At 71.8% G+C, this 22066-nt stretch carries 20 protein-coding genes, 2 tRNA genes and 1 pseudogene; 4 read left to right on the top strand and 19 right to left on the bottom strand.

Translation table 11 applies throughout. From position 1 onward, the window contains the following. Nucleotides 1-123 precede the first annotated feature (123 nt). Together GTY84_RS28340 and GTY84_RS28335 are read right to left on the bottom strand one after the other, a co-directional pair. Complete coding sequence (locus GTY84_RS28340) at nucleotides 124-4899, bottom strand: PAS domain-containing protein (protein ID WP_345943548.1); 4776 nt, start codon at nucleotides 4897-4899, stop codon at nucleotides 124-126. Nucleotides 4900-5064: 165 nt separating this feature from the next. Next, entirely contained in the window at nucleotides 5065-5640 is a 576-nt protein-coding gene (locus tag GTY84_RS28335; protein WP_161229253.1) for an SSI family serine proteinase inhibitor, read from the bottom strand. A 165-nt stretch (nucleotides 5641-5805) separates the two neighbouring features. Between GTY84_RS28335 and GTY84_RS28330 the strand changes: the two genes are divergently transcribed. After that, nucleotides 5806-5896 (top strand) — tRNA-Ser (locus GTY84_RS28330). Nucleotides 5897-6076: 180 nt separating this feature from the next. After that, nucleotides 6077-6149, top strand: a tRNA-Arg gene (locus GTY84_RS28325). 80 nt (nucleotides 6150-6229) lie between these two features. Here the strand turns inward: GTY84_RS28325 and GTY84_RS28320 are convergent. The 12 genes and pseudogenes from GTY84_RS28320 to GTY84_RS28265 form a co-directional block, all read right to left on the bottom strand. Then, entirely contained in the window at nucleotides 6230-7510 is a 1281-nt protein-coding gene (locus GTY84_RS28320) for a tyrosine-type recombinase/integrase (protein ID WP_237532729.1), read from the bottom strand. After that, nucleotides 7510-7707, bottom strand: a complete 198-nt coding sequence (locus tag GTY84_RS28315; protein WP_161229252.1) for a helix-turn-helix domain-containing protein — start codon at nucleotides 7705-7707, stop codon at nucleotides 7510-7512. The genes GTY84_RS28320 and GTY84_RS28315 overlap by 1 nt, the downstream gene beginning before the upstream one ends. 229 nt (nucleotides 7708-7936) lie before the next feature. Next, entirely contained in the window at nucleotides 7937-9040 is a 1104-nt protein-coding gene (locus GTY84_RS28310; RefSeq protein ID WP_161229251.1) for a DUF3631 domain-containing protein, read from the bottom strand. 191 nt (nucleotides 9041-9231) lie between these two features. Then, a complete protein-coding gene (locus GTY84_RS28305) occupies nucleotides 9232-10155 on the bottom strand; it encodes a bifunctional DNA primase/polymerase (protein WP_161229250.1) in 924 nt (307 codons plus the stop codon). Nucleotides 10156-10178: 23 nt separating this feature from the next. Continuing rightward, nucleotides 10179-10370 (bottom strand): annotated as a pseudogene (locus tag GTY84_RS28300) (DNA methylase); the annotation flags it as partial. Next, nucleotides 10367-11170 carry a hypothetical protein gene (locus GTY84_RS28295; protein ID WP_161229249.1) on the bottom strand — a complete coding sequence of 268 codons (804 nt, stop codon included), beginning with the start codon at nucleotides 11168-11170 and terminating at the stop codon, nucleotides 10367-10369. The gene GTY84_RS28295 and the pseudogene GTY84_RS28300, both read right to left, overlap by 4 nt. Before the next feature lie 162 nt (nucleotides 11171-11332). Continuing rightward, nucleotides 11333-11653 (bottom strand): hypothetical protein, encoded by a 321-nt coding sequence (locus GTY84_RS28290; protein WP_161229248.1) that lies wholly within the window; start codon nucleotides 11651-11653, stop codon nucleotides 11333-11335. Nucleotides 11654-11856: 203 nt separating this feature from the next. Continuing rightward, on the bottom strand, nucleotides 11857-13986 hold the full coding sequence (locus GTY84_RS28285; protein ID WP_161229247.1) for an ATP-binding protein: 2130 nt from the start codon (nucleotides 13984-13986) through the stop codon (nucleotides 11857-11859). Between the two features lie 109 nt (nucleotides 13987-14095). Continuing rightward, nucleotides 14096-14413: a hypothetical protein gene (locus tag GTY84_RS28280; RefSeq protein WP_161229246.1), complete on the bottom strand. Its 318-nt coding sequence runs from the start codon at nucleotides 14411-14413 to the stop codon at nucleotides 14096-14098. A 75-nt stretch (nucleotides 14414-14488) separates the two neighbouring features. Continuing rightward, nucleotides 14489-15373, bottom strand: a complete 885-nt coding sequence (locus GTY84_RS28275) for a protein spdB (RefSeq protein ID WP_161229245.1) — start codon at nucleotides 15371-15373, stop codon at nucleotides 14489-14491. 4 nt (nucleotides 15374-15377) lie between these two features. After that, nucleotides 15378-15647 (bottom strand): DUF6303 family protein, encoded by a 270-nt coding sequence (locus tag GTY84_RS28270; RefSeq protein WP_202551921.1) that lies wholly within the window; start codon nucleotides 15645-15647, stop codon nucleotides 15378-15380. Between the two features lie 5 nt (nucleotides 15648-15652). Beyond that, the gene (locus GTY84_RS28265) at nucleotides 15653-15922 is read right to left on the bottom strand and encodes a DUF6284 family protein (RefSeq protein ID WP_161229243.1); all 270 of its coding nucleotides are present in this window, start codon (nucleotides 15920-15922) and stop codon (nucleotides 15653-15655) included. A gap of 463 nt (nucleotides 15923-16385) precedes the next feature. Here GTY84_RS28265 and GTY84_RS28260 point away from each other — a divergent pair, with 463 nt between their 5' ends. Both GTY84_RS28260 and GTY84_RS28255 read left to right on the top strand, forming a co-directional pair. Next, nucleotides 16386-17144, top strand: coding sequence for a GntR family transcriptional regulator (locus GTY84_RS28260; RefSeq protein ID WP_161229242.1), 759 nt, complete (start codon nucleotides 16386-16388; stop codon nucleotides 17142-17144). Next, nucleotides 17056-17742, top strand: a complete 687-nt coding sequence (locus GTY84_RS28255) for a GNAT family N-acetyltransferase (protein WP_345943547.1) — start codon at nucleotides 17056-17058, stop codon at nucleotides 17740-17742. Before GTY84_RS28260 ends, GTY84_RS28255 begins: the two co-directional genes overlap by 89 nt. Before the next feature lie 304 nt (nucleotides 17743-18046). On the opposite strand, the gene GTY84_RS28250 is transcribed toward GTY84_RS28255, so the two are convergent. The 5 genes from GTY84_RS28250 to GTY84_RS28230 form a co-directional block, all read right to left on the bottom strand. Then, nucleotides 18047-19333 carry a tyrosine-type recombinase/integrase gene (locus GTY84_RS28250; RefSeq protein WP_161229241.1) on the bottom strand — a complete coding sequence of 429 codons (1287 nt, stop codon included), beginning with the start codon at nucleotides 19331-19333 and terminating at the stop codon, nucleotides 18047-18049. After that, on the bottom strand, nucleotides 19333-19515 hold the full coding sequence (locus GTY84_RS28245; RefSeq protein WP_161229240.1) for a helix-turn-helix domain-containing protein: 183 nt from the start codon (nucleotides 19513-19515) through the stop codon (nucleotides 19333-19335). Before GTY84_RS28245 ends, GTY84_RS28250 begins: the two co-directional genes overlap by 1 nt. Continuing rightward, nucleotides 19512-20999, bottom strand: a complete 1488-nt coding sequence (locus tag GTY84_RS28240) for a replication initiator (RefSeq protein WP_161229239.1) — start codon at nucleotides 20997-20999, stop codon at nucleotides 19512-19514. Before GTY84_RS28240 ends, GTY84_RS28245 begins: the two co-directional genes overlap by 4 nt. 149 nt (nucleotides 21000-21148) lie before the next feature. Beyond that, nucleotides 21149-21862, bottom strand: a complete 714-nt coding sequence (locus tag GTY84_RS28235; protein ID WP_161229238.1) for a DUF2637 domain-containing protein — start codon at nucleotides 21860-21862, stop codon at nucleotides 21149-21151. Between the two features lie 7 nt (nucleotides 21863-21869). Next, nucleotides 21870-22055, bottom strand: coding sequence for a hypothetical protein (locus tag GTY84_RS28230; RefSeq protein ID WP_161229237.1), 186 nt, complete (start codon nucleotides 22053-22055; stop codon nucleotides 21870-21872). Nucleotides 22056-22066: the final 11 nt, after the last annotated feature.

The following is a 22066-nucleotide window of genomic DNA, read 5'->3' as shown; positions in this document are numbered from 1 at the left end:
GCGCTCGCGGCGGCGGGGGTGGCCCCGAACCGGTGCGGGGTGGCCCCGAGCCGGCCCCCGAACCGGCGCGGGGCGGGCCCGGCGTTCCCACCGGACCCGCCCCGCCCCCGCCGGTAGGCGACCCTAGTTCGTGCCGATCCGCGACAGCAGTTCCACGATCCGGGACTGCACCTCGCCGCTGGTGGAGCGCTCCGCCAGGAACAGCACGGTCTCGCCCGACGCCAGCCGCGGTAGGTCCGCCGGGTCGACGGCGGCGGTGTAGACGACCAGCGGGGTGCGGTTGAGCCGCCCGTTCGCGCGCAGCCAGTCCACGATCCCGGCCTGCCGCCGGTGCACCCGCATCAGGTCCATGACGACGAGGTTCGGCCGGAACTGCCCGGCCAGCGCCACCGCGTCGGCGTCGCCCGCCGCCCGCGCCACCTGCATCCCGCGCCGCTCCAGTGTCGCGGTCAGCGCCAGCGCGATCTCCGTGTGCTCCTCGATCAGCAGGACCCGGGGCGGGTGCTGTTCGCTGTCGCGCGGCGCCAGCGCCTTGAGCAGGACGGCGGGATCGGCGCCGTACGCCGCGTCGCGCGACGCCTGCCCGAGCCCGGCCGTGACCAGGACGGGCACCTCGGCGGCGACCGCCGCCTGGCGCAGCGACTGCAGCGCGGTACGGGTGATCGGCCCGGTCAGCGGGTCCACGAACAGCGCCGCCGGGAACGCCGCGATCTGCGCGTCCACCTCCTCGCGCGAGTGCACGATGACGGGACGGTAGCCCCGGTCGCTGAGCGCCTGCTGCGTGGAGACGTCGGGCGCGGGCCACACCAGCAGCCGGCGCGGGTTGTCCAGCGGCTCGGGCGGCAGCTCGTCGTCCATCGGCTGCGGACGCGGCGGATCCGCCACCTCCACGGCACCGCCGGGACCGTCGAGCGGCTCGGGGCCCTCGGCCGCGTTCCGGTCGGGCGCGCCTATGGCGTACGACCGGCCCACGCCCTCGGTGCCCGGTACGGGCCTGGCCTGGCCGTCGCCCGGCTCCGGGGCCTGGGGCTGCGGCTGGGTTCCCGGGGACGCGGCGAGCGGCGGCTGCTCGGCCGACGGGTGCGGGCGGGCGCCCTGCTCCGGGCGTCCGGCGGCCGGGTCGGGCGGGGTGCCGAGCTTGCGGCGGCGGCCCGAGCCGTTGTTCGGCTGCTGAGGGGCGGGGGTGACCGCCGGACGCGGTGCGGGGGCCGTCTGCTGCTGGACCTGCGCGGCCTGCCGGGAGAACGGCACGCCCTGGCCCAGGGTGCGCACGCTGAACGCCCGGCCCTGCGTCGAGTCCGGGTCCACCGGCGCCCCGGTCTCGGCGGGCAGCGGCTGCGCCGCGCGCGGCGCCTCGGGCGGCAGCGGGGTGCCCTGGCTCGGGGTGGGGAGGGGCGCGCCAGGAGCCGGGGCGGCGGGCGGCACGGGGGTGGCCGCGCCCGATGTCGTGTCACCGGTGCCGGGCCACGGCCGCGGCGCCGGGAGGCCCTGGCCGCCGACGGTCGCACGGTCCGCGGCGTGGCCGTGCTCGGGCGGGAGCTGCGCGGGCGGCGGGGTGCTCCCGGCGGGCGGGAGGGTGCCCTCGGGGGGCGCGGTGGGAGCGGCGTGCCCGTGGGGCGGGGTGGCCCCGGGGGCGGCGGACGCGGCGGGGTCGCCGGGCGCGGGGGCTGCGGGGGACACGGGGGGTGCTGCGGGTGCGCCCCCCTGCGGCGGCTGCGCCACGGCGTGCGCGGTCGTGCCCCGCGCGGCCACGGGGGCACCGGGCGCACCGGGCGCCCCCGGCGGTACGGGAGTCCCCGGGTCCACGGGAGCTACGGGCGCCCCCGGCATCGGCAGCGGAGCGCCCGGCAGCGGCCCGGCGGCCCCGGCGGAGGCGTCCTGACCGTCCGGCTGCGTGGGGACGGCCCGGCGGCGCCGTCCGGTCGGCGTCTCGGTGGGGTGCGGCTGCGGCGGGGTGTGGTCGTCGGCCCGGTCGTGCGGGGCGGCGTCGTGCCGTCCGTCGTCCTGGGCCCCGGCGGCGGGGTGGGACACGGCGGCGCCCGGGTGGGCTCCCGCGCGACGGGCCGCGCCCGGCGCGGGCTGCTCGGGCAGCCGGACCCGGCCGGTGGGCAGTCCCCCGGGCGGCACGGCCCCGGCGGCCGTGGGAACCCCGGGGCCACCGGGGACCGCGGGGCCACCGGGGACCCCGGGGCCACCGGCAACGCCGACGGCGCCGGGGTCCCCGGGGGCCCCGGCGGTCGTGTCGGCCGCCATCGCCCCGGCGTCCGCCGCCCCGGCCCCGGTCGGGTCGGCCGGGCGGTCCGCCTCGGCGGGCGGCAGCGCGAACACCTGGCGCGGCGCCGCCTCCTGCGCCGCCGCCCGCTTGTTCGCGGAGGCCAGCGCGCGGCGCCGCCGCCCGGTGGGCTGCCCGGACCCGTCCGGAACGACCTCGTCGGCGGAGTGCGCGGGCAGTGCCGGGGGCAGGGCGTGCCGCTCCCCGTCCGCCCGCCGGGCACGCCGCCCGCCGGGCACGGACGCGTCCTGCGGTGACGCGCCCTGCGAGGACACGGGGGGAAGGCTCGGCTGCGCCGACGCGGGGGGCAGCCCCTGCGGTGCCACCGGCATGCCCTGCGGTGCCACCGGCACGCCGTGCGGCGGCACGGCCGCGCCCAGGCCGGTGCGGGAGGCCGCGGCCCCCGCGGCGTGCTCGGCGGCCGTGACGACGGCGCCCTCGGACACGCCGGTGGGCGCGCCCTGCGGCGCGGTGCCCTCCCCTGCGCCCGGGATCTCGGCGGGACGGCCGCGCCTGCGCCCGGTGCCGCCGCTGGGGTCGCCCGGCGCGGCCTGCACGGTCTGGGTGCTCTGGGTGTTCTGGGGGGTCTGCGCGGGGACCGGCGCGGCCGGCCCCGGCGCCGCTGCCGCGCGCCGCCTGCGGCGTCCGGTCGGCGCGCTGTCCTCGGCCCCGTCGGTTCCCTCGCCGTCGTCGCCGGGGTGCGGCGCGGCCCCGCTCTCCAGGAAGGCGTCGGTGGAGCCGCGCCGGGCCCGCCGCCGCCCGCCCACGGTGGCGGGCCCGGCGTCCGGGGCGGTGCCTCCGACGGCGGCGTCCGCCTCGTGACCGGCGAGGGCGTCGGCGGGACCGGTGGCCCCGATGCCCTCCGCGTCCCCGGGAGCCGCCTCCGGGCCCGGCGCGTCCCCGGCGGGCGCGTCCGGGACCGGTACCGCACCGGGGGCCGCGGCCGCGACGGGAACCGCCCCGGCCCCGCCCCCGATGGGCACCTCCAGTACGTACGCGCTGCCGCTCATCCCCGGCACCTCGTGCGTCTGCAGCACGCCGCCGTGCGCCCGGACGATCCCGCGCACGATCGGCTCGTGCACCGGGTCCCCGCCCGCGTACGGCCCGCGCACCTCGATCCGTACGACCTCGCCGCGCTGCGCCGCCGCCACCACGACCGTGTTGTCGAGGTAGCCGCCGGCCGCGGACAGCGGCGTGTTGCCGGTCGCGTCGACGCCCGCGACGTCCGCGACGAGGTGCGCCAGGGCGGTGGCCAGCAGCCGGGGATCGACCTCGGCCTCGATGGGCGGCGCGTGCACCGCGAACTGCACCCGGCCGGGCCCGATCAGCTCGACGGCCCCGTCGACCCCGGCGGTGACGACCGCGTCGAGCATCGCCTTGGTCCGGCTGACGCCCTCGGCGCCGGTGTCGAGCCGCTGGTAGCCGAGGACGTTGTCGATGAGGGTGGTGATGCGCGAATAGCCGGCCGTCAGGTGGTGGAGCACCTGGTTGGCCTCGGGCCAGAGCTGTCCGGCGTCGTCCGAGGCGAGCGCGGCCAGCTCACGGCGCAGCTCCTCCAGCGGACCGCGCAGGGACGTCCCCAGCAGCGTCAGCAACTGCTCGTGCCGGGCCGCGAGCGCCTCGTAGCGGTCCTTCTCCCGCTCGCCGAGGGCGGCGTACCGCTCCTCGTCGGCGGCGAGCCGCTCGGCCTGCTGCTCCTCCAGCTCCTCCAGCTCGCGCACGTGCCGCTGCCGCAGGGCGGTCAGCTCGGCGGCGTGCTCCTCCGCGAGCCGCTCCCGGTCCTCGGCGTGGGCCTTCTCGGCGCTCTCCCTCTCCTCCAGCAGCGACTCGTAGGGCCGCCGGTCGGTGAAGGTCATCACGGCGCCGACGAGCTGGTCGCCGTCGCGGACGGGCGCGGTGGTCAGGTCGACGGACACCTGGTCGCCGTTCTTGGCGAACAGCACCTGCCCGCGCACCCGGTGCTTGCGCCCGGAGCGCAGGGTGTCGGCGAGCGGCGACTCGTCGTACGGGAAAGGGGAGCCGTCGGCGCGGGAGTGCAGTACGAGGGTGTGCAGCTCCCGGCCGCCGAGGTCGCTGGCCCGGTAGCCGAGGATCTGCGCGGCCGCCGGGTTGACCAGGACGATCCGCCCGTCGGTGTCGGTGCCGACGACGCCCTCGGCGGCGGCCCGCAGGATCATCTCCGTCTGCCGCTGCGAGCGCGCCAGCTCGGCCTCGGTGTCGATGGTCCCGGTCAGGTCGCGCACGACGAGCATCAGCAGTTCGTCGCCGGTGTAGCCGTGGGCGTCGTAGGCCTGCTGGCCGTTCTCCAGGTTGGCGCTGGCCACCTCGACGGGGAACTCGGCGCCGTCGGTGCGCCGGGCCACCATCCGCGTCGGCTTGGTCCTCGCCCGGGGGTCGGCGTGGCCGGGGCGCCGCATCGACCCGGGGATCAGCCGCGAGTCGAAGTGCGGCAGCAGATCCAGCAGCCCGCGCCCGACGAGTGCCGTACCGGGCGTCTCGAACGCCTCCAGCGCGATGCTGTTGGCGTTGACGACGGTGCCGTTCGCGTTGACCAGGACCAACGCGTCCGGCAGAGCGTCCAGTATGGCTGCGAGGCGAGCAGCGCCTCGGGATGGCCTGCTGCTCACGAGACGCTTCCCTCCTGTTACCGCGCCGGCCGACCGCCCGGCCATCTTGCCAAGGGGCCCCCGGCCTGTCACGCGAGGGAGTCTAAGCGCTGAGGGTCGGGAGGCGGTGCGCGATGAGAGGGAGGTCGCACGAGGAGATGACGTAGAACGTGTGACCGGATCCCACTACGGCCGTACGGGTGAGCCGGGTTGGGGCAGCAGCGGCACCATCCGGTCCCAGCGCTCGATCTCGCAGCCGTCGCCGCGTCGGAAGACCGCGTCGACGGGCCGCCCGGCCCAGGTCCCGGTGACCCGCGCGGTGGCCGGTCCGCCGTACTGCATGGTGCACATGGCGCCCTCCGGGACCGGGGCGAAGGCGTCCCGCCCCCACCGGGTGCCCCGGTCCAGCGCGTCGCAGGCCCCCGCCGGGTCCGGGTGGGTCCCCCGGGCGGGGTGGCAGAACAGCACGTACGTCCCGTCGGCCCCGGCACCGGCGTGCCGGACGGTGACGGTGAGCCGGTCGCCCGCGCGGGCGGGGACGCGGGCGGGTGTGGTGAGGACGGCGGATGCGGCCGGTGCCGCGGGGGTGGTGAGCGCGGCGGGACGGCCGTCGGGGGGCGCTACGGCGGCCGGGGGTGCGGTGGTGGCCGGGGGTGCGGCGGCGGCCGGGGGTGCGGCGGCGGCCGGGGGTGCGGCGCACAGCGCGGCGAGGCCGGCGGCGGACGCGGCGGCGGCACCGAGGATGCGGGTGACCTGCTTCATGCCCTGCCTAACGCGCCGGCCCCCGGGACGTTGCGGTGCCGCGCGCGAAGGGCTTTGCCCTGCGGGCCGCCTGCCTAGTACCGTGGGGGCCGATTGGTGACACGGCGCTCGTCTGTGACATCATCTGCACACACCGCTCGCGCTCGCACGCGGGGGTGCGTGTGAGGAGGCGTCGCCTAGTCCGGTCTATGGCGCCGCACTGCTAATGCGGTTTGGGGTTTACCCCCCATCGAGGGTTCAAATCCCTCCGCCTCCGCACCACCGAAGCCCCGGCCCCGGCCGGGGCTTCGTCGTTCCCCTCGCACAGGGCGTTTTCGCAGGTCACAAGGGGTGTGGCCAATGGATTTCACATGACGGCGGCAGTCATGTAATGTTCTTCCTGTCGCCGGAACGGGCCGAAAGGGCCGGGAGGCGGCGGGAAAACCGAATAACACAAGCACTCGTAGCTTAACGGATAGAGCATCTGACTACGGATCAGAAGGTTGCAGGTTCGAATCCTGCCGAGTGCACACTGGTCAAAGGCCCCCCGGGATCATTCCGGGGGGCCTTTGACATCAACGGCTGACATCAACGCGGCCGGAAGTGCCGATCACTCGTCGGTGTCCGGCCCCTGCTCGCCGCTGGATTCCTCTTCCGACTCGTCCAGACCGAGGGCGTCATCCATCCGATCGGCGGCGGCCTTGAGCGTCGTGCTCATCACGTGCGCGTAGGTGTCGAGCGTCATCGTGATCGTGCTGTGCCCGAGGGTCTCCATGATCGTGCGAGCGTCAACGCCCTGCGCGAGCAGGAGTGAGGCGCACGTGTGTCGGAGGTCGTGCACGCGCACGCGCCGTACGCCGGCGTCCCGGCACAGGATGGTGAGCATCCGGTTCAGGCTGCGGGGGTCCGTGACGCGCCCGGTCGTCGTCGTGAAGATCAGCCCGTCCGGGTGCCCCGGGGCAGGCTGCCACTTCTTTCCCGCGACCATGCGTTCCCGCTCTTGCTGTGCTCGGTGCTGCGCGAGCGCGCGCATGCAGTGCTTCGGGAGGGACACCGTACGAATGGAGCGCATGGTCTTGGGACTGCCGAAGATCAGCTCACGCCGGATGCGCTGCACGTTCCGGCGGACACGGAGCTGACCGTTCGTGAGGTCGACGTCCGCCCACGTGAGGGCGAGCGCCTCGCCCCTCCGCAGGCCCGTCGACACGAGCAACAGCCACAGGGCGTACAGGCGGTGGGAGCGGGCGGTCTTGAGCATGAGGCGAGCCTCGGCGACGTCCAGGGGACGCACCTCCTTGCGGGTGACGGTGGGGGTCTCCACGATCCGCGCGACGTTCCGGGCGATCAGCTCTTCCCGGATCGCCTGTTGAAGCGAGGATCGAAGGACGGCGTGGATGTACTGGACGGTTCGGGCCGACGGGCGACGCTTGCAGCAGCGGCCTACGGCGCAGCACGAGCGCTTCTCCTTCGGGCGCTCGGCGTCCGCACCCCGGAGGCAGCACAGGCACGAGTCCTTGAACTCCGCCAGGAACCGGCGCACGTCCGCCGGCGACAGCCGGTTCAGGCGCTTCTTACCGAGGGCGGGGCGGATGTACAGGCGGGTCAGACCCTCGTAGCTGTTGAGCGTGGACGGCTTGAGTCGCTGCGGCGCGATCGTGGCGAGCCAGTAGGTGAGGTAGTCGCCGAACGCCATCGTGGACTCTGCGGCCGGGATGCCCTGACGAGTCTTCTCCAGCAACTCCGTGAGTTTCTCGGCTACTTCCTTGCGGGTCTTGCCGTAGACGAACTTTCGGGTGCGGGTCCCGTCGGGGCGGTACACGTATGCGGCGGCGTGATACCGGCCGTCCGCACGCTTCGTGATCGTTCCTTCGCCGTTGGCGCGCTGGGCCATCAGTCGGTCTCCTCAATGCGGTTCCGCATGTACTGGCGTACGGCGTCGACCGGGACGCGGCGAGCGCGGCCGGACGTGAAGCTTTCGAGCTGTTTCGAGCGAATGAGGTCGTAGACCTTGCTGCGGCTGAGTCGCAGGGCGGACATGACCTCGGGGACCTTGAGCGCCTGGTGGCTCGGGGGCATGGCGGTGCTCACGCGGTGACTCCTCCGGGACGGTCCTTCGGGGGCCTCTCAGGGGTCCGCTACATCCGCTACATCCGCTACACCGCAGGTCAGAGGGGGTGTTTTGTGTAGCGGATGGCGGCGATGTAGCGGCTACGGCGTCTGGTGGGTACGGGGCCGTAGCCGCTACATCGGGGGATTGCCGCTACAGGTTCAGGGCCTGTGACCTGGGGCGTAGCGGCTGTAGCGGATGTAGCGCTTCTCACGGGCGGGGCGGGGGCGGGCAGTAGCGGGCCCATGCGTCGGTGAGGTCGTCGGCGTAGAAGCCTTTGAGGATGCCGCCGCTGGTTCGGATGTTGCGGGAGGTGATCGGCTCGTTGTCCGCCGTCATGTACTCGCCGAGCATCTTGGACAGGCGCCGGTTGTCGAGCGGCCGGCCGCCCAGGTCGGCCCATGGGGCGTCGTCCAGGGCGTTCAGTCGGTCCAGGATGGCGACGGTGGGAAGGCGGTCGATACCGATCATCACGTGGTCGCGCAGGTCGGTGAGCAGCCGGATTCCGAGACTGCCCTTGTCATTGGCCTGCGATGCCTTGACCAGGGCCACGCACGCCTTTCGCGCCCGGTCGGGCCATTCGCCCCCGACGGCGTCGGCGACGGCGAGCAGGGGTTCCCACACGTCCGCAGGGCGGTCGGTGACGCCCTCGGGCATCTCGGGCCACGCTCCCATGACGAACCCACGGGCGTGTTCGGCCCATGCCGCTAGGCGGTCGCGCAGGGCGTTCCCTTCCGGCTCGTGCTGGCCGGCGCGGAAGGGTTCGACGTGCTCGTTACGGGCACGCCGGCGCATGCGGATGATCACGGAGCGGGTGAGGATCGTGTCCGGGAGGGAGCCGAGTCCGGCCACGGCGAGGGCTGTGAACGAGGGGAACGAGGTCACGGTCTGGCTGTCGCCCACGCACCGGTAGGTGACGCCCTTGCGGCGGTGACCAGCGTTGATGAACCCGCGAAGTTCCTCGTTGTCCCCCGCCTTCGGGCCGAAGATCGTGTCAATCTCGTCGAACAGGATCGTGGGTCGTCCGTCGGGCCCGGACACGGACCGGAACAGGGCGGCGGCGGACGCGTTCACCGCGACCATGGGACGCGGTACGAGGGTCTCCACGATCTCCAGCGCGCGCGACTTCCCCGATCCCGGTTCCGGGGACAGGAAGGCGAGACGCGGGGTGGAGTCGAAGCAGTCGAGCAGGTGGGCGTGGGCGTCCCACAAGGCGACGGCGACGTAGGCGGCTTCGGTGGGGAAGACGTTGAAGCGGCGGTGGAAGGCTTCGACGTCGTTGAGGAGTGCGGCGCCGTCGGTGGGCTCGGGCATGCGGGTGTTCCTCCGTGCGGGTGCCGGGGCGGGGCGACGGTGGTCGGTCGGGTGGGGGTCAGGGCTGGAAGGGGCGCCTTCGGCGGCGTTCTTTGCGGCGCCCGGGGCGGGCGGTGGCGGGGCCGGTACGGCGGCCGGGTGCTGGTACGGGGCGTGGAGGGGGCTTTTCAAGGGGGAGGTTTCTGGGCTGGTCATGCGGCGGCGGGCCGGGGGCGGGCGGTGCGGATGGACCAGTCCAGTGCGCTGCGGATCGTGGCGCGGCACTCAGCCGTGGTGAGTCCGGCCGCCTCCCCCGCCCCTTGAAAAGCCTGTTCGGCCACGTGCCGGGGGATGTCGCCCCATGCGACGAACCGCCCCACTGCCCGGGTGGACGCCAGGAGCTGGGCGTTCCTGCCGCCCTCCGGGCTTGCCGCGACCGTGGCGGTCTCGCGCTCCAGCGCCACTTCGGCGGCGCGGGTCCCCTTGCCGGTGAGCACGGCCGGAGCCGAGGTGCGGGCGGGTGTGGTGGGGGTGGTGAGGGCGGTGTGGAGCCAGTCGGGCAGCGGGACGGGCGGACGGCCGTCGAGGATCTCGTATGAGCCGTGCGGGGTGCGGGAGCCGGGGGCGACGACGTAGCCGCCCCAGCCGCGGGTGTCGATGTGCCTGCCGAGCCGTCCGGCGCTGTTCGGGAGGCGGGCGCCGTCGGGCTGGGTGAAGTACAGGTGCATGCCGCCGCGTGCGGTCCGGACCCGGTGGGTGAGGGGGACGGCGTGCCCGGCGCGCTCGCAGAGCGCCTCAAAGGAGGTGACGCCGTCAGGTGTTCCTTTCTCGTCGTTGTCCTTGAGCGTGTCCAGGTCGACCACGAGCAGCCCGGAGGGGCCGGTGGCGATGCCGATGTTGTAGGGGGCGTGGGTCCACGCGGCGACAAGGAGGTCGGGGTCGGTGGTGGCCCGCTGCTCCGGGGTGCGGTGCCCGTCCGTGCACCGGCCGGTGCCGGGGCACCTTCGCTCGGCGTGGCCGGCGGGCCGCTTGTCGCCGGGGCGTAGGGGGAAGACGGGCCAGCCGCGTTCGGCGGCGGCCATGGCGTGGGCAAGCAGGCCCAGACCGGGGAGATCGATGGAAGGCAGGTCGCTCATGCGGCCACCCCCGTCTTGTTCCGTGCGAGGTAGACGAGCGCGTCACCCTGGTGGCGGTGGACGGGGTAGTTCCGTCGGTCGGCGATGTCGCATCCGTCGACCTGGAATCCGGCGCGGGCGTAGCCCACGGCTGCGCCGCCGGCGCAGCAGAACAGGTCCAGCAAGCGGGGCCGTCGGGCGGAGGCACGCCGGGTGATGTTGGTGGACTGGTTCATGCCGCGCTCCTGTCGGTGGACAGCGTCTGCCGATGGGTGGGGATCGAGTGGATGACGCGCTCGCGCCACTTGAGGGCGTAGTCGATGCAGTTGGCGCAGTTCTTGTGGGTGTGGCCGGGCAGCGGTGGACGGTAGCGGGCGTGGGAGCTCCAGGCGGCGGAGTCGGCGGAGGCGAGCAGGTGGCCGACGCGTTCCAGGCCGAGGGTTTTGAAGCCGAAGCCGTGCAGGTTGAAGCCGTGGGCGGCCATGGCGGTGACGATGGCGGCGCCTTCGCGTGTGGACTGCAACCGGCATACCGAGCCCAGTCCGACCACCGGCTCACGCCGCAGGTCGACTCCGGCGTTCTCGAACAGTTCCACGCACTGCTCGTACTCCGGGATGCTGCGGCCTTGCAGGACGGGAGCGATGCGCAGGTCGGGGGCGATGGAGCGCAGTTCGAGGAAGTTGGCGACGGTGCGGCGCTGGTGTTCGGCGATGCTCAGGTGGGTGCCGGTGAAGTGCTGTCCGCTGAAGGTGCCGCCGTGGATGATGGCTTCTTCGCACATCCAGTCCTGTTGGGCGGCCCAGTCGTAGGGGCCGACGTGCTCCCAGATGCGGCGCAGCGAGTCGACGTATTGGCGTGGGGTGCGGGTCCAGGTGCCCTTGTTCTTCAGCTCCATGAACCCGCCGGAGTCGATGGCGTACGGGCCGCGCGCCACGTCCCACTTGACGGCGCGGTCGAAGTGTTCGGACTTCAGGAACAGCGGCACGTCAGTCAGCCGCAGCCAATGGCGCTTGTGGGTGGTGAGGTAGAACCGCATCCCTCCACCCGGAGCTCCCAGCACGGGTGCAGGCACAGCGGACGGGAGGACTCGCTCTAACAGGGTGTGTTGGGTCATGCTGGGGACCTCCAACGGTCTGTTGCGGACTGGTTGGGCAGGGCGGCCCCGGACTTTGGCGAGACGGGGGCCGCTCTTGCGTTGTCAGGGGGTCTTTTTGGGGTGGAGTTTGAGGTTGATGCCGCCGATGGTGATGGGGCCGGTGGCGGCGGCGATGCTGAGGGCGGTGTGGACGGCGAAGTCGAGGAGGGCGAGGAGGGCGGCGACGGTGGCGGTGACGCCGATGGCGCCGGCGGTGGCGAGGGCGATGGGGTAGAGGTAGTGGCCGAGGGGGCGGCCGGCGGGGTCGGTGGTGTGGACGACGACGACCACGGGGGTGCCGGTGCGGGCGGCGCGGTGGTAGGCGTCGGCGGGCACGTGGGGCGCGATGATTCCGGGCGGGCCGGGGCGCGGGTCGGAGTGCATACGGAATCCCTTCCGGTGCTGTCGGGGGAGGCAGGGACACCCCCTGCCGGAGGCGCTGTGCGGGGGGTTTCGGGGGTGCTGACCTGCACGCCTCCCCGCCTCCCCGATCGGGTGTTTTCGCTGATCAACGCGGGGGAGGCGGCGTGGGGAGGCGGTTGGGGAGTTCTCCCCGCCTCCCCGGCCGGAGGGGGTGCGCCTCCCCGCTACTGGGAGGTGGAAGCGGAACCGTCGGTGTCGCGTTCGGTGAGGGCGCGGGTGACGTCTTCGGCGCGGACGACCATGCGGCCGTGGGACTTCTTCGGCTCGATGCCGGCCGCGTCCAGGACGCGGGTGAGGTCGCCGAACGACCAGCGGCCGTAGGTGTCCTCGCTGAGCAGCGCGAGCCGCTTGATGACGTCCTGGGTGAACACCCGCTTCTCGTCGCCGAGGACGGTGAGGATGTCGGCGAGCGGGTCACGCGGCTCGTCGCGCTTGACGGTGTGGAGGGTGGTGACGCCGTTGCGCAGGGCCTTGGCGCGGTCGGTGATGGCCTTGGCGTCGTCGTCGCCGATGAAGTGGGTGCGCACGGTGATGGACGACTGGCCCTTGGGGATCTCGATGCCGTCGGAGGCGACGACGAGGGTTCCCTTGTCGAGTCCCTGGCGGAGCAGGTGCGGGGCGGCGCCGCCGTTGACGGCCTTCTCGCCGAGTGCCATGACGGACTGCGCCTCGGTGCCCAGCGCGAGGGAGGCCCGGGTGTGGGCTCCCTCCCGGACGAGCTTGGGAAGGTTCTGGTCGGTGGGGTCCTGCGTCCCCTCGTACATGAGCACGTCGACCACACGCCCCTGGTTGTGGACCTTGCGCACCGCCATGAAGTACCGGGAGATGGCTTTGGCGCCGCCGTAGGGGCGCTTCTCGTCGTCCACGGCCGGGCACATGAACGCCACCTGCGCTTCGTCCACGATGCCGATCAGCGGTTCGAACACCATGGCCGGGTCGGACTGCCGCTGCGCGATACGGCGGTTCATCTCCTCGACAAGGCCCTCAACCATCTCGGTCGCCTCGATCACGTGCTCATCGGTCGGGCCCTGGATGAGCACGGTGGCCAGCCCGTCGAACATGGCCCAGTCGCCGGCGCCCTTGAGGTCGGCGATCCGGAACTCAACCCGCCGGTCCAGCGACGCCCACAACGCGAGCGAGCGCAGAGCGGCGGTCTTGCCCTGGTTCGACAGTCCGGTGATCAGGAGGTGGCGCTGATACAGGCTCAGCGTGGCGGCGTCCCCGCGCAGATCCTGTCCCCACGGGGCCCGTCCGGTCCGGTAGTTCGCGATGACCGTGTCATCGGTGACCAGCGGGGACGGGCCGATCGGCTCGTCCAGAGCCCCGGAGTCCGCGATCCAGAGCCGCACGGTGCGGGCGGCTTCCGGGATGGTGATGAACACCTCGTGCTCATGCCGGTTGAGGTTCTCCGCAAGCTTCTTGCGCCGCTTTTGCACCTCGTCCGTGGCCACCCCCGAGGGAAGGGTCACGTCGACTTCCACGCCGCATCCGGCAATGGTGATCGGCGACAGCATGGACGCCCCGGCGTCGCCCATCGCCTTGATGGCGTTCTTCAGCGGCGTCAGGCCCAGATCCCGCAGCGCCTTGACCACGATCGACGGCGTGATCGGCTCCCCCTCGCTGTTACGCACCTTCGCGGGGAGGGCCCAGGTGGGGGCGGCGTGCTGCTTGCGGCCGACCGACCAGAGGGCGAGGAGGGCCAGGAACGGGCCGATCGTGACGAGGGGGCCCCAGACGACGGTGACGATGGTGATGAGCAGGGCGATGAACTCGACCGTCGCCGACAAAGGCGTGACCACGTCCCCGACGCGGCCGGTGTTCAGGGCCATGACGACGCCGAGGGCGACCAGGACCCCGGCGCTCATCCCGGCGCCTACAGCCGCACCCCTGGCGGCTTCCACGGGGGAGTGGAGGAGGTCCATACGGCGGTGGTGACGGGCGGCACGGAAGCGCTGCAACCGCTCCTCCCACTCCTGCGCCGCCTCCAGATTCCCCGCGGCCTCCGCCGCCCGGATCATGCGTTCGTACCGGGAGCCGGTACGGCCGTCCCATGCCCGGCGGGCCACGATCCGGCCCCCGTTGAGCGTGTAGAGGCTGTGCCGGATTGCGGCCCGTGCCCCGGCGCGGGTCCGTTCGTGCGTGGCGGCGGTCTTCACCGCCCGCCCGGAGCGCACCCAGAGCGGAACGGGGGCGGTTGGTGCGGGGTCGGGGACGATGGTCAGGGTGGTGACGGCTTCGGCCGGTGCGGCCGGAAGCGCGGTGTCCTTGTGGAGGGGAACCACGTTCTCGGGCATGCTGAAGTGCTCCTGACTGCCCCTCGCAATGAAGAGGGCGGGAGTTGAGGGAGCCGAGGTGGCCGTGTCCGTGGAAAGTCCCGGCCACCTCGGCGCAGAATCAGGCTGGTCAGAACCAGCCGGACGCCTTCTTGGCGGCCTTGGTCTTCGCGGTCTCGTTCATGAGCCGCTGCCGCTCGCTCTGGAGGGCGGTGAGTTCGGCGGTGAGCCGCAGTTCGATGGCTTCCGTGGTGGTGTCCATGCGGCGTTCGGCGCGGCCGGCGCTGCGGCCCCGGGCGATCTGGTAGGAACCGCCGGCCAGGGCGCGGGCCATGGCCCGGCGCTCGCTGCCGTTCAGCGGCCACCACTCGCCCCTGCGGACGGCTTCCAGCTTCTTCGTCGTGGCCAGGATCTCCCGGTCCAGACGACGGATGTCGGCGTTACCCATGTCAGGCACTCCCGGGCGAGAACGAGGAGACGGGGGCATCCGTGCGGTCATGCCGCAGACGGCGACCGATGACGGTCATGGGGTGGCCTCCGTCGCGGGGCGTTCGGCCACTCGCTTCCAGGCGGCGCGGAGGCGGACTTCGGAGGCGGAGTGGCCGGCGGTGCGGAAGCGGGTGGCCATCTCCCGGTAGGACAGCGGGGGTGTGCGGCTGTGACGGATCTGGTCGACGAGTGTGTCGAGGGCGTCGTCGGTGAGGGCCGGGGCGCTGTCCAGGGCGGTGGTGACGGGGTCGCTGGGGCCCCAGACGGGCAGTTCCCAGCGGGCTGTGACGCCGGGTGTGACGGGGGTCGTCACGCTGGTCAGCGCCCTGCCGGTGTCCTCGCCCTGCCGCGCCGATTCCAGCGTCGACCACGCCCCGGCGAGGGTGGCGGCGGTCCTGGCCTGGACGCGGGCGACGCGCGCGCCGGCCGCCGTCACGGCCGTCAGCCGCGTCTCCTCGGTGGTCGCGTCCGCCCGCAGTCGGGCACGGGCCACGGCCGCCTCGTCGCGGGCCTCTTGCAGGATTCCCCGGATCGCCCCGAGGGCGCTGGGGGTGAGTGCGGTGCGCTCCCACAGTCCGTGTACGAGCCACAGGGCCTTGGCCGCGACCGGGAGCCACGCGACGGCTAGCCACGCCCCGGTGGACTCTTCGGCGGTGAGGGCGTGGGCGACCAGGACGCCGGTCGCGATCAGGCCGAAGCTCCAACCGACGGCGGTCACGCCGTGGCTGTGATCGCCCTGCGCGGCCAACCGGCGCTCATAGGCGAGCGTGGCGAGCCATCCGCCGTCGATGCCCAGACCGACGACCAGCGCGACGGGCCACGGCATCGCCGTGCCCAGCCACATCACAACCACGGCCAGGGTCAGCACCATGGACACCGCCGTCATCGCGACGGCGGGAAGAACGGTCTTGGCGTTCACGCGGTCACCGCCCCTCGGAGATGGGGCGGACGCCGACGGCGGCGATCAGGATCGTCGCCGTCGCGTCGTCGTCGGGGTCGCGGCTGTCCTCCGACCACGACCACGCCGCACCGGGCGCCACCTCGTAGCCGAGCAGGTCGAGCACCGCGCGGCGCTCCGCACCGGTCGGCACCGGCCCCGGGAGCTCCCACCGGAACGTGGGCCACTCGGTCTCCCCGTACAGGACGACGTACAGACGCCACGGCCCGCCGTCACTCGACATCTGCGCGGTCATCGTGCTCACGCCGCACCACCCGGCAGCATCACGCCGGCCATGCGGTTGACCAGGTCCCGCCGCGCGGCGAGCACCCGGTTACGGGCCCGGCGGATCCGGCGGGTGTCCACCTCGTTCGCGGGGCGGTCGAGGGTTTTGATCTGCGCGTTGAGCAACTCGACCTCCGCCAGGATGACGGGGGACTCCAACTCGATCACGTCCAGCTCCGCGAGCGTTGGCTCACGGTCGAAAACGTCGGCGGTAACAACCACCTGAGCAGCACCGATGTGCTTCATGGGTCTTGGTTCCTCTCACGAAGGAACGGCCCGACAGCGGTCCCGGGTCTAGCCACCCGGGGCCGCGCGCCGTTGAAGTCGGAACATCCGGCTCCCCTCAGCGCTGCACGTGCGAGACGTGCAGCGGAGGCAACCGGCCGCAGCGAAGCGCTGCGGAGGCTGGTCGTGCAGTCGCGTGCGGGTTGCACCCGTACGCATCCGTCCTCTTGCTGGCAGGGGAGGGACGGCCTCCCCGGCACGCTGTTGAGTTCTCAAGTAACGAGTGCTTCCTTCGTACTCACCCCTGCGGGCTTTCCTCCGGGCACACCTGTACGGCAGTGCCGTACGTGACACCCCGTCCGACTTGTCTGGAGGAGTGCCGTGGCAAAAGATTGCATGAGTCTGACTTGGAGAGTCAAGCCCCCTGGTCTAACTTGTACGGAGGAGTCGGAGCAGAGGGGAAGTCTTGTCAGTGCGACGCGGTATGACGAAGTCTCAGGAAGTCGCCTATGACCTGCGGGAACAGATCCTGTCCGGGGCGCTGAGTGGGGGCGAGGCACTCCCCAGCGAATCGAAGATGATGAGTCAGTACGGCTACAGCCGCGAGACCATCCGCGCCGGCGTGCGCCTCTTGGTTGAGGAGGGGCTGGTCGTCACCGGGCAGGGACAGGGGAAGTACGTCCGTGAGGACTACCCGCCCGTCGTGTGGAACTGGACGACGCTGGAAAGCCGAAGTCGCCATGCCACTGCGGTTGAAGGGCGAACCGCCGGCGACCAGTGGGCGAGTGTGATTGCGGAGAACGGCAACGCCCCACGCCAAGACATCACGGTGTCGATCGTGGAGCCACCTGCCCACGTGCGCGAGTGTCTCGAACTCCCCGCAGACGGTTTGGCCGTGGCTCGGAAGCGCATCCGGTACATAGACAACCGGCCCTACGCCCTCGCTGACTCGTACTTTCCTCAAGAGCTTGTGAGCGGGACGCCTTTGATGGAGCCCCGGGACGTCTCAGCGCCCGGCGGCATTCTGGCGTCCGTCGGACTCGTGCAAGCCAAGTACGTGGACGAAATCTCAGTGCGCATGCCGACTCGACAGGAGGCTGAGTTGCTTGGTCTACCTGCCGCAACACCAGTCGCAGAGCACACCCGAACGGGCTATGACGCGGACGGCCAGCCCCTCCGCTGCATGGTCACCATCCTCCCCGGAGACAGGCACAAGATCCTCTATGAAGTCAGCACGGACTGAGTACCTCCGCCCCGCAGCGGCGGAGGACGTACCCGCTCTTACGGCCCTGCGAACGGAGGCGGAAGGGTGGTTGCGCACCAAGGGCACGGACCAGTGGAGCGACCCGGAGACGGGCGAACGAGCCATCGCCAAATGGCGCGCCAGCATAGATGAGGGGCGGGCATGGGTCGTCGTGAACGAGCAGGACACGGTGCTTGCGACCGTGAGTCGTGGACCCGTTGACCGGGACTTCTGGACGGACACCGATCGCCCAGAGTCAGCGCTGTACTTGTACAAGCTGATGGTCGCGCGCGAAGCGTCCGGCCGGCACCTCGGTACACGGGTCATCGACTGGATGTCCCGCCTTGCTGCGCTTGAGGGTCGAACCTGGGTGCGCATCGACACGTGGCGCACGAACACGGGGCTGCACGCCTACTACGAGCGGTTGGGATTCAAGCACGTGCGTACTGAGGCGCCATCTCACAGGCTCTCGGGCTGGCTAGCCCAACGTCCGGCGGGTGAGATGGCGTTGCCACATGATCTATTGCCCGTTGGCCCCTACGACGAGCAGCGCGACCACGTGGGCAGGCTTGTTGAAGTGCCGCACCAAAAGGGCTGACACACCGCCAAAGGTGCTTTGACCATCGATAAGGGCAGGCTGTTTGACATCAACGCCTGACATCAACAGCCACGTACAACGGCGCACACTCACGGACCGATCCGGGCGCATCGCGGTAGGTCGGCGGCGCTGAATGGCTGGTCGGCGGGCCGCCCTTCCGGGAGTAGCGCGCCTACGGATCAGAAGGTTGCAGGTTCGAATCCTGCCGAGTGCACAGCAGGCCAGGGGCCCTGTGGAGTGATCCACAGGGCCCCTGCTTTATGCCTTGACGGCAGTGTTTGACGGCAACCGGATTCGGGGCCGATCAGACGGCTACCGAGACACCGGCTGCGCCGTCATCGTCGTCCGGATCGTTGCCGTCACCCCTCAGCGCGTCGCCGACGCGGTCGAAGGCAGAGCGCTGGGAGTCGAGTCGAACGAAGGTGTAGATGTCCATGGTCACTCGGATCGAGCTGTGGCCGAGGACTTCCATGATCATGCGGGCGTCGGCGCCCTGTTCGTGGAGGAGCGAGGCGCAGGTATGGCGCAGGTCATGAAAGCGGACCTTGCGGACGCCGGCGCGGGCGCAGAGCACCTCGAAGGAGCGGTTCAGGTTGCGCGGCTCGATGGGGGTCCCGTTCTTGGTGGTGAAGACGAGGCCCTGACCCGTCCCCTTCCAGTTGGCACCAGCCGCTTTCCGGTCGGCGATCTGCTGCGCGCGCTGGGCACGGAGCGCCGTCACGCACTCGGCGGGTAGGGCCACACGACGGGCGGAGCGCTGCGTCTTCGGCGCGACGATCAGCAGCTCACCGCCGACGCGCTGTAGGGCTTGCCGAACAGTGAGCACGCCTTCGTGAAGGTCAACGTCCGACCAGCGCAGGCCCAGCAGCTCACCGCGCCGGAGGCCGATGCGGACCGCCAGTTCGTACGCGGCCCACAGCCGGTTGTCCCGCGCCGCCGCCAGGAGCTGACGCCCCTCCTTGGCGGTGAGCGGTTCGATCTCGCGCTTCGTTCCCATGCTCAGCTCCACGTTCCGGGCCACGTTGCGCGGCAACTCGTCCTCACGTACGGCGTGCTGTAGAGCAGCACGCAGGATCACCAGCAGGAAGCGCACGGTCCGGTCAGAGGGGAGCTTCTTGCAGCACTTCCGAAGGGCGCAGCAACGCCGCTTGTGCTCCGGCCGCTTCTTGTCCTTGCCCTGTGCGCAGCACTGGCAGGTGACCGCCGTCTTCGCGAGGAAGGCGCGGATGTCGCGAGCGGTGAGCCGGACCAGCTTCTTCTTGCCGAACTCCGGGGTGATGTAGTTGCGGACGAGGGACTCGTAGTTGACGTAGGTCGTCCTGCGGACCCTGCCCTTGACGACGTTCGTCAGCCAGTACGTCAGGTACTCGGCGATGGTCATCTTGCTGGTGGCGACCGGCAGGCCGTTGAGGGAGTCCGCCTTGAGCTTGGTCAGCTTCTCGTGCGCCTCGTCCCAGGTCTTGCCGTAGACGCTGCGCCGCTTGTACGTGCCGTCCGTGGTCAGGATGTACGCGCTGCCCTCCCAACGGCCGTCCTTGCGCTCGTAGATGGTGCCCTCGTTGTTCGGGTTCTTCTTCGGTTTGGCGGCCATCAGGCAGCTTCCTGTTCGGTCTGGAGGGATATGTAGGTATGCACGGCGGATTCGCTGATACGGCGGCAGCGGCCGATCTTGAAGGAGGCGAGTTCACGCGAGCGGATCAGGTCGTGGACCTTCCACCGGCTGATGCCGAGACGCTCGGCGACCTGGTCCACGGTGAGCACGGCGGTCGTCATGCAGGCACCAGCCCTTCGTGCTTGAGGCGTGCGGTGTGAGCTATGTCGTGGCGGACCTGGGCCGCGAGGAGTTCCTCGCCAGGGCGGTAGCCGGTGCTGAGGTAGGTCCACGAAGAGGAGGTGACGAGGGTGGTGTTCTCGTCGGTGGCGGGGAGGCCAGCGCGGGCGCGGGCGGCTTCGGCCTGGGCCAGTCGCCAGGCTCGGCGTACGTCGCGGAGAGCGCCGAGGGTGGTGGAGTAGGCCCGGGACTTGGTGGAGAAGTGGCCGCGGAAGCCGAGCATGTGAGCCCACTTCCAGAGCTTGAGGTCGGCGAACTCCGGCAGGTGGCCCAGGTCCCATGCGGTGCGGATCATCTGGCGTACGTGCTGCTGGATGGGCAGAGCCTTGATGGGTTCGGCCTGTCCGGTGCCGTCGCAGTCGTCACACCGGTCGTGGAATCCGTCCGGGCCGCGCACGTAGCCGCGTCCGGAGCAGGGGCGGCACATCAGAGTGCGGTCTACGGTGCCCGCCCCTTCGGCGTTCTTCGTGGCGTACTTGGCGACGTATCCGGCGACCTTGGCGTCTGTGTACTCGGCAACGCGGGTGTCGGTGAGTTCGCCGTCGCCCAGGGCCTTGATGGGGTCGACCTTGTACCGGCCGCCCCAGGCGATGACGCGTTCGCCGATGGCGTCGGAGGCGATGGTGAGCCGGGCACGCTCGATCGCCAGGCCCACGGCGGCGCTCAGGGCGTCGAAGGTGGCCCAGAGTGGGGGCGGGGTGGTGTGGCCGTCGGGTCCGTCGAAGCGGATCACCGCGTGGAAGTGGACCAGGCCGCGCTTCTGGTACTCGGCGACCTTGGCGAAGGAGACGCGGAGGGCGGTGTTGAGGGCCTTCTGCGTCATGCCGAGGTGTTCGGCCAGGGCGCGGCGCAGGTAGGTGGTGAAGCGTGCCCAGAGCTGTCCGGCGTGGGCGTTCCAGAGCACGGCGCCGGTGTAGTCGTAGGAGCCCGGGTTGAGCGGGGTACCCAACACCGGGTCGTTCTCGGGGTGTTGGGAGCCGCAACCGCAGGGGCGGAGTTTGCCCGTGCTGTCGGTCTTGCGGTTGTGGACGGGGCCGAAGGAAGGGGCGGTGAGGGTGACGAAGGCGCGGGGGTGGTCCCGGACGGTTTCGGCGACGCTCTTGCCACCGGAGAGTCCGGCCTTGATGAGGTGGTAGGTGTCGGCGGCGTAGACGCGTGAGCAAGCGGGGCAGCGGGAGGAGCGCCGGTTGCCGCACGTGGTGAGGAGACGCCCGGAGGGTTCGTCCTCGGAGCGATAGGAGCGGACCACTTCCTTGGTGAACTGGTCGGTGGTGACGGTCCAGCCGTGGAGGTTGACGGGGTTGGTGCAGCCGTGCAGGTCACGGACCTGTTCGTTGACGCGGTCGAAGTCGTGGGTGTTGGCCAGTTCGATCAGGTCCCGCAGGCTGGGGCTGATGACGTGGCGCAGGTCGAGGGGGCGGCGCATGGGTGGCGGGGTCTCCCTTCTGGCATGAGGGTGGGACCTGCGGGCAGCAGCGATCAGCGCTCGGGCTGCTGCCCGCAGGCATGGCAGGTCGGGCTCAGAAGTGGGCGAGGGTGGGAAGTGCCGAAAGGCCGGCGGGGGAGAGCGCGGCTCTACAGGGCGGCGTGCAGGGCGGTGGCCATGGGCAGGCCGATGCCGAGCCGCATCTTGAGCTGGGCCGGAGTGATCGCTTCTCCGTGCTCGGCGTGGTGCGATGCCGCGATGGACCGTGCTTCGGTGAGCAGCGGTTCGGGGACCTTGACCGCAGGCGCGGCCGGAGCAGTGAGCGGAGCGACCGGGGCCGGGGTCGGTACCGGCGAGACGGGCGGGGCAGTTGCCGCGACGTGCGCGGGCTCGGCGGGGGCCGGGGCAGGCTCTTGGGCCGCTTCCGTCTCGGTGGCGGGCGCCGGTTCGGCTGCATGGGTGGCGGCCGCGTGGAACGAGCGGAGAAGCTGCGGGCCGACCGCTCCCCAGCCGAGGAGGAGCAGGGGGGCCACGGCGTCGATGGCGGCGCGGCCGTAGTGTCCGGCGACGACGGGTTCGGCGATGTTGAGGGCCAGGGTCAGTAGGCCGGATACGTGCATCAGCCGGGTGGCCGCCTTCATCTGCTCGGGTGGGACGCCGCGCAGGGAGAGGTAGCGCAGGGCCACCAGGAGCCCGACCACGGACAGGTCGACCATGGGGGCGATGAGCGGCGCGATGGGGGCGGGGACGCCCAGGCGCAGGGCCAGGGCCCAGACGTTGCCGAAGGAGAAGACGAACGCCAGGAGGGCGATGATGCCCATGACCACGGTCACGGTGCGCTGGGTGATCCGGTCCTCACTCATGGGGAGTTCACCTCCTTTCGCGGTGTCGGTGGGAAGCTGGGTGGGGGCGGGTCAGGGCTTCGGGGCGAGACCGGTCAGGTGGGCGGCGTTCGTGGGTGTTGGCGACGCGGTACGCGGCGATGCCGATCCGACCGGCGCGGTCGAGGTCCCCGGCGGTGATCGCCTTGCGCATGTGCCGGACGTAGATCCTCATGACGCGGCGCA

It is taken from the genome of Streptomyces sp. SID8352 (assembly GCF_009862265.1).
GTDB lineage: Bacteria > Actinomycetota > Actinomycetes > Streptomycetales > Streptomycetaceae > Streptomyces.
The sequence above is the reverse complement of the archived record's forward strand: the minus strand, read 5'-3'. Positions and strand labels throughout refer to the sequence as shown.

What these genes read in the sequence shown, in the direction of transcription:
- GTY84_RS28335 (WP_161229253.1), bottom strand. Translation starts at nt 5,640, where the DNA reads ATGAAGCAGGTCACCCGCATCCTCGGTGCCGCCGCCGCGTCCGCCGCC.
- GTY84_RS28320 (WP_237532729.1), bottom strand. Translation starts at nt 7,510, where the DNA reads ATGGCCCAGCGCGCCAACGGCGAAGGAACGATCACGAAGCGTGCGGAC.
- GTY84_RS28310 (WP_161229251.1), bottom strand. Translation starts at nt 9,040, where the DNA reads ATGCCCGAGCCCACCGACGGCGCCGCACTCCTCAACGACGTCGAAGCC.
- GTY84_RS28305 (WP_161229250.1), bottom strand. Translation starts at nt 10,155, where the DNA reads ATGAGCGACCTGCCTTCCATCGATCTCCCCGGTCTGGGCCTGCTTGCC.
- GTY84_RS28295 (WP_161229249.1), bottom strand. Translation starts at nt 11,170, where the DNA reads ATGCGGTTCTACCTCACCACCCACAAGCGCCATTGGCTGCGGCTGACT.
- GTY84_RS28290 (WP_161229248.1), bottom strand. Translation starts at nt 11,653, where the DNA reads ATGCACTCCGACCCGCGCCCCGGCCCGCCCGGAATCATCGCGCCCCAC.
- GTY84_RS28285 (WP_161229247.1), bottom strand. Translation starts at nt 13,986, where the DNA reads ATGCCCGAGAACGTGGTTCCCCTCCACAAGGACACCGCGCTTCCGGCC.
- GTY84_RS28280 (WP_161229246.1), bottom strand. Translation starts at nt 14,413, where the DNA reads ATGGGTAACGCCGACATCCGTCGTCTGGACCGGGAGATCCTGGCCACG.
- GTY84_RS28270 (WP_202551921.1), bottom strand. Translation starts at nt 15,647, where the DNA reads ATGACCGCGCAGATGTCGAGTGACGGCGGGCCGTGGCGTCTGTACGTC.
- GTY84_RS28265 (WP_161229243.1), bottom strand. Translation starts at nt 15,922, where the DNA reads ATGAAGCACATCGGTGCTGCTCAGGTGGTTGTTACCGCCGACGTTTTC.
- GTY84_RS28260 (WP_161229242.1), top strand. Translation starts at nt 16,386, where the DNA reads ATGACGAAGTCTCAGGAAGTCGCCTATGACCTGCGGGAACAGATCCTG.
- GTY84_RS28255 (WP_345943547.1), top strand. Translation starts at nt 17,056, where the DNA reads ATGACGCGGACGGCCAGCCCCTCCGCTGCATGGTCACCATCCTCCCCG.
- GTY84_RS28250 (WP_161229241.1), bottom strand. Translation starts at nt 19,333, where the DNA reads ATGGCCGCCAAACCGAAGAAGAACCCGAACAACGAGGGCACCATCTAC.
- GTY84_RS28245 (WP_161229240.1), bottom strand. Translation starts at nt 19,515, where the DNA reads ATGACGACCGCCGTGCTCACCGTGGACCAGGTCGCCGAGCGTCTCGGC.
- GTY84_RS28240 (WP_161229239.1), bottom strand. Translation starts at nt 20,999, where the DNA reads ATGCGCCGCCCCCTCGACCTGCGCCACGTCATCAGCCCCAGCCTGCGG.
- GTY84_RS28235 (WP_161229238.1), bottom strand. Translation starts at nt 21,862, where the DNA reads ATGAGTGAGGACCGGATCACCCAGCGCACCGTGACCGTGGTCATGGGC.
- GTY84_RS28230 (WP_161229237.1), bottom strand. Translation starts at nt 22,055, where the DNA reads ATGAGGATCTACGTCCGGCACATGCGCAAGGCGATCACCGCCGGGGAC.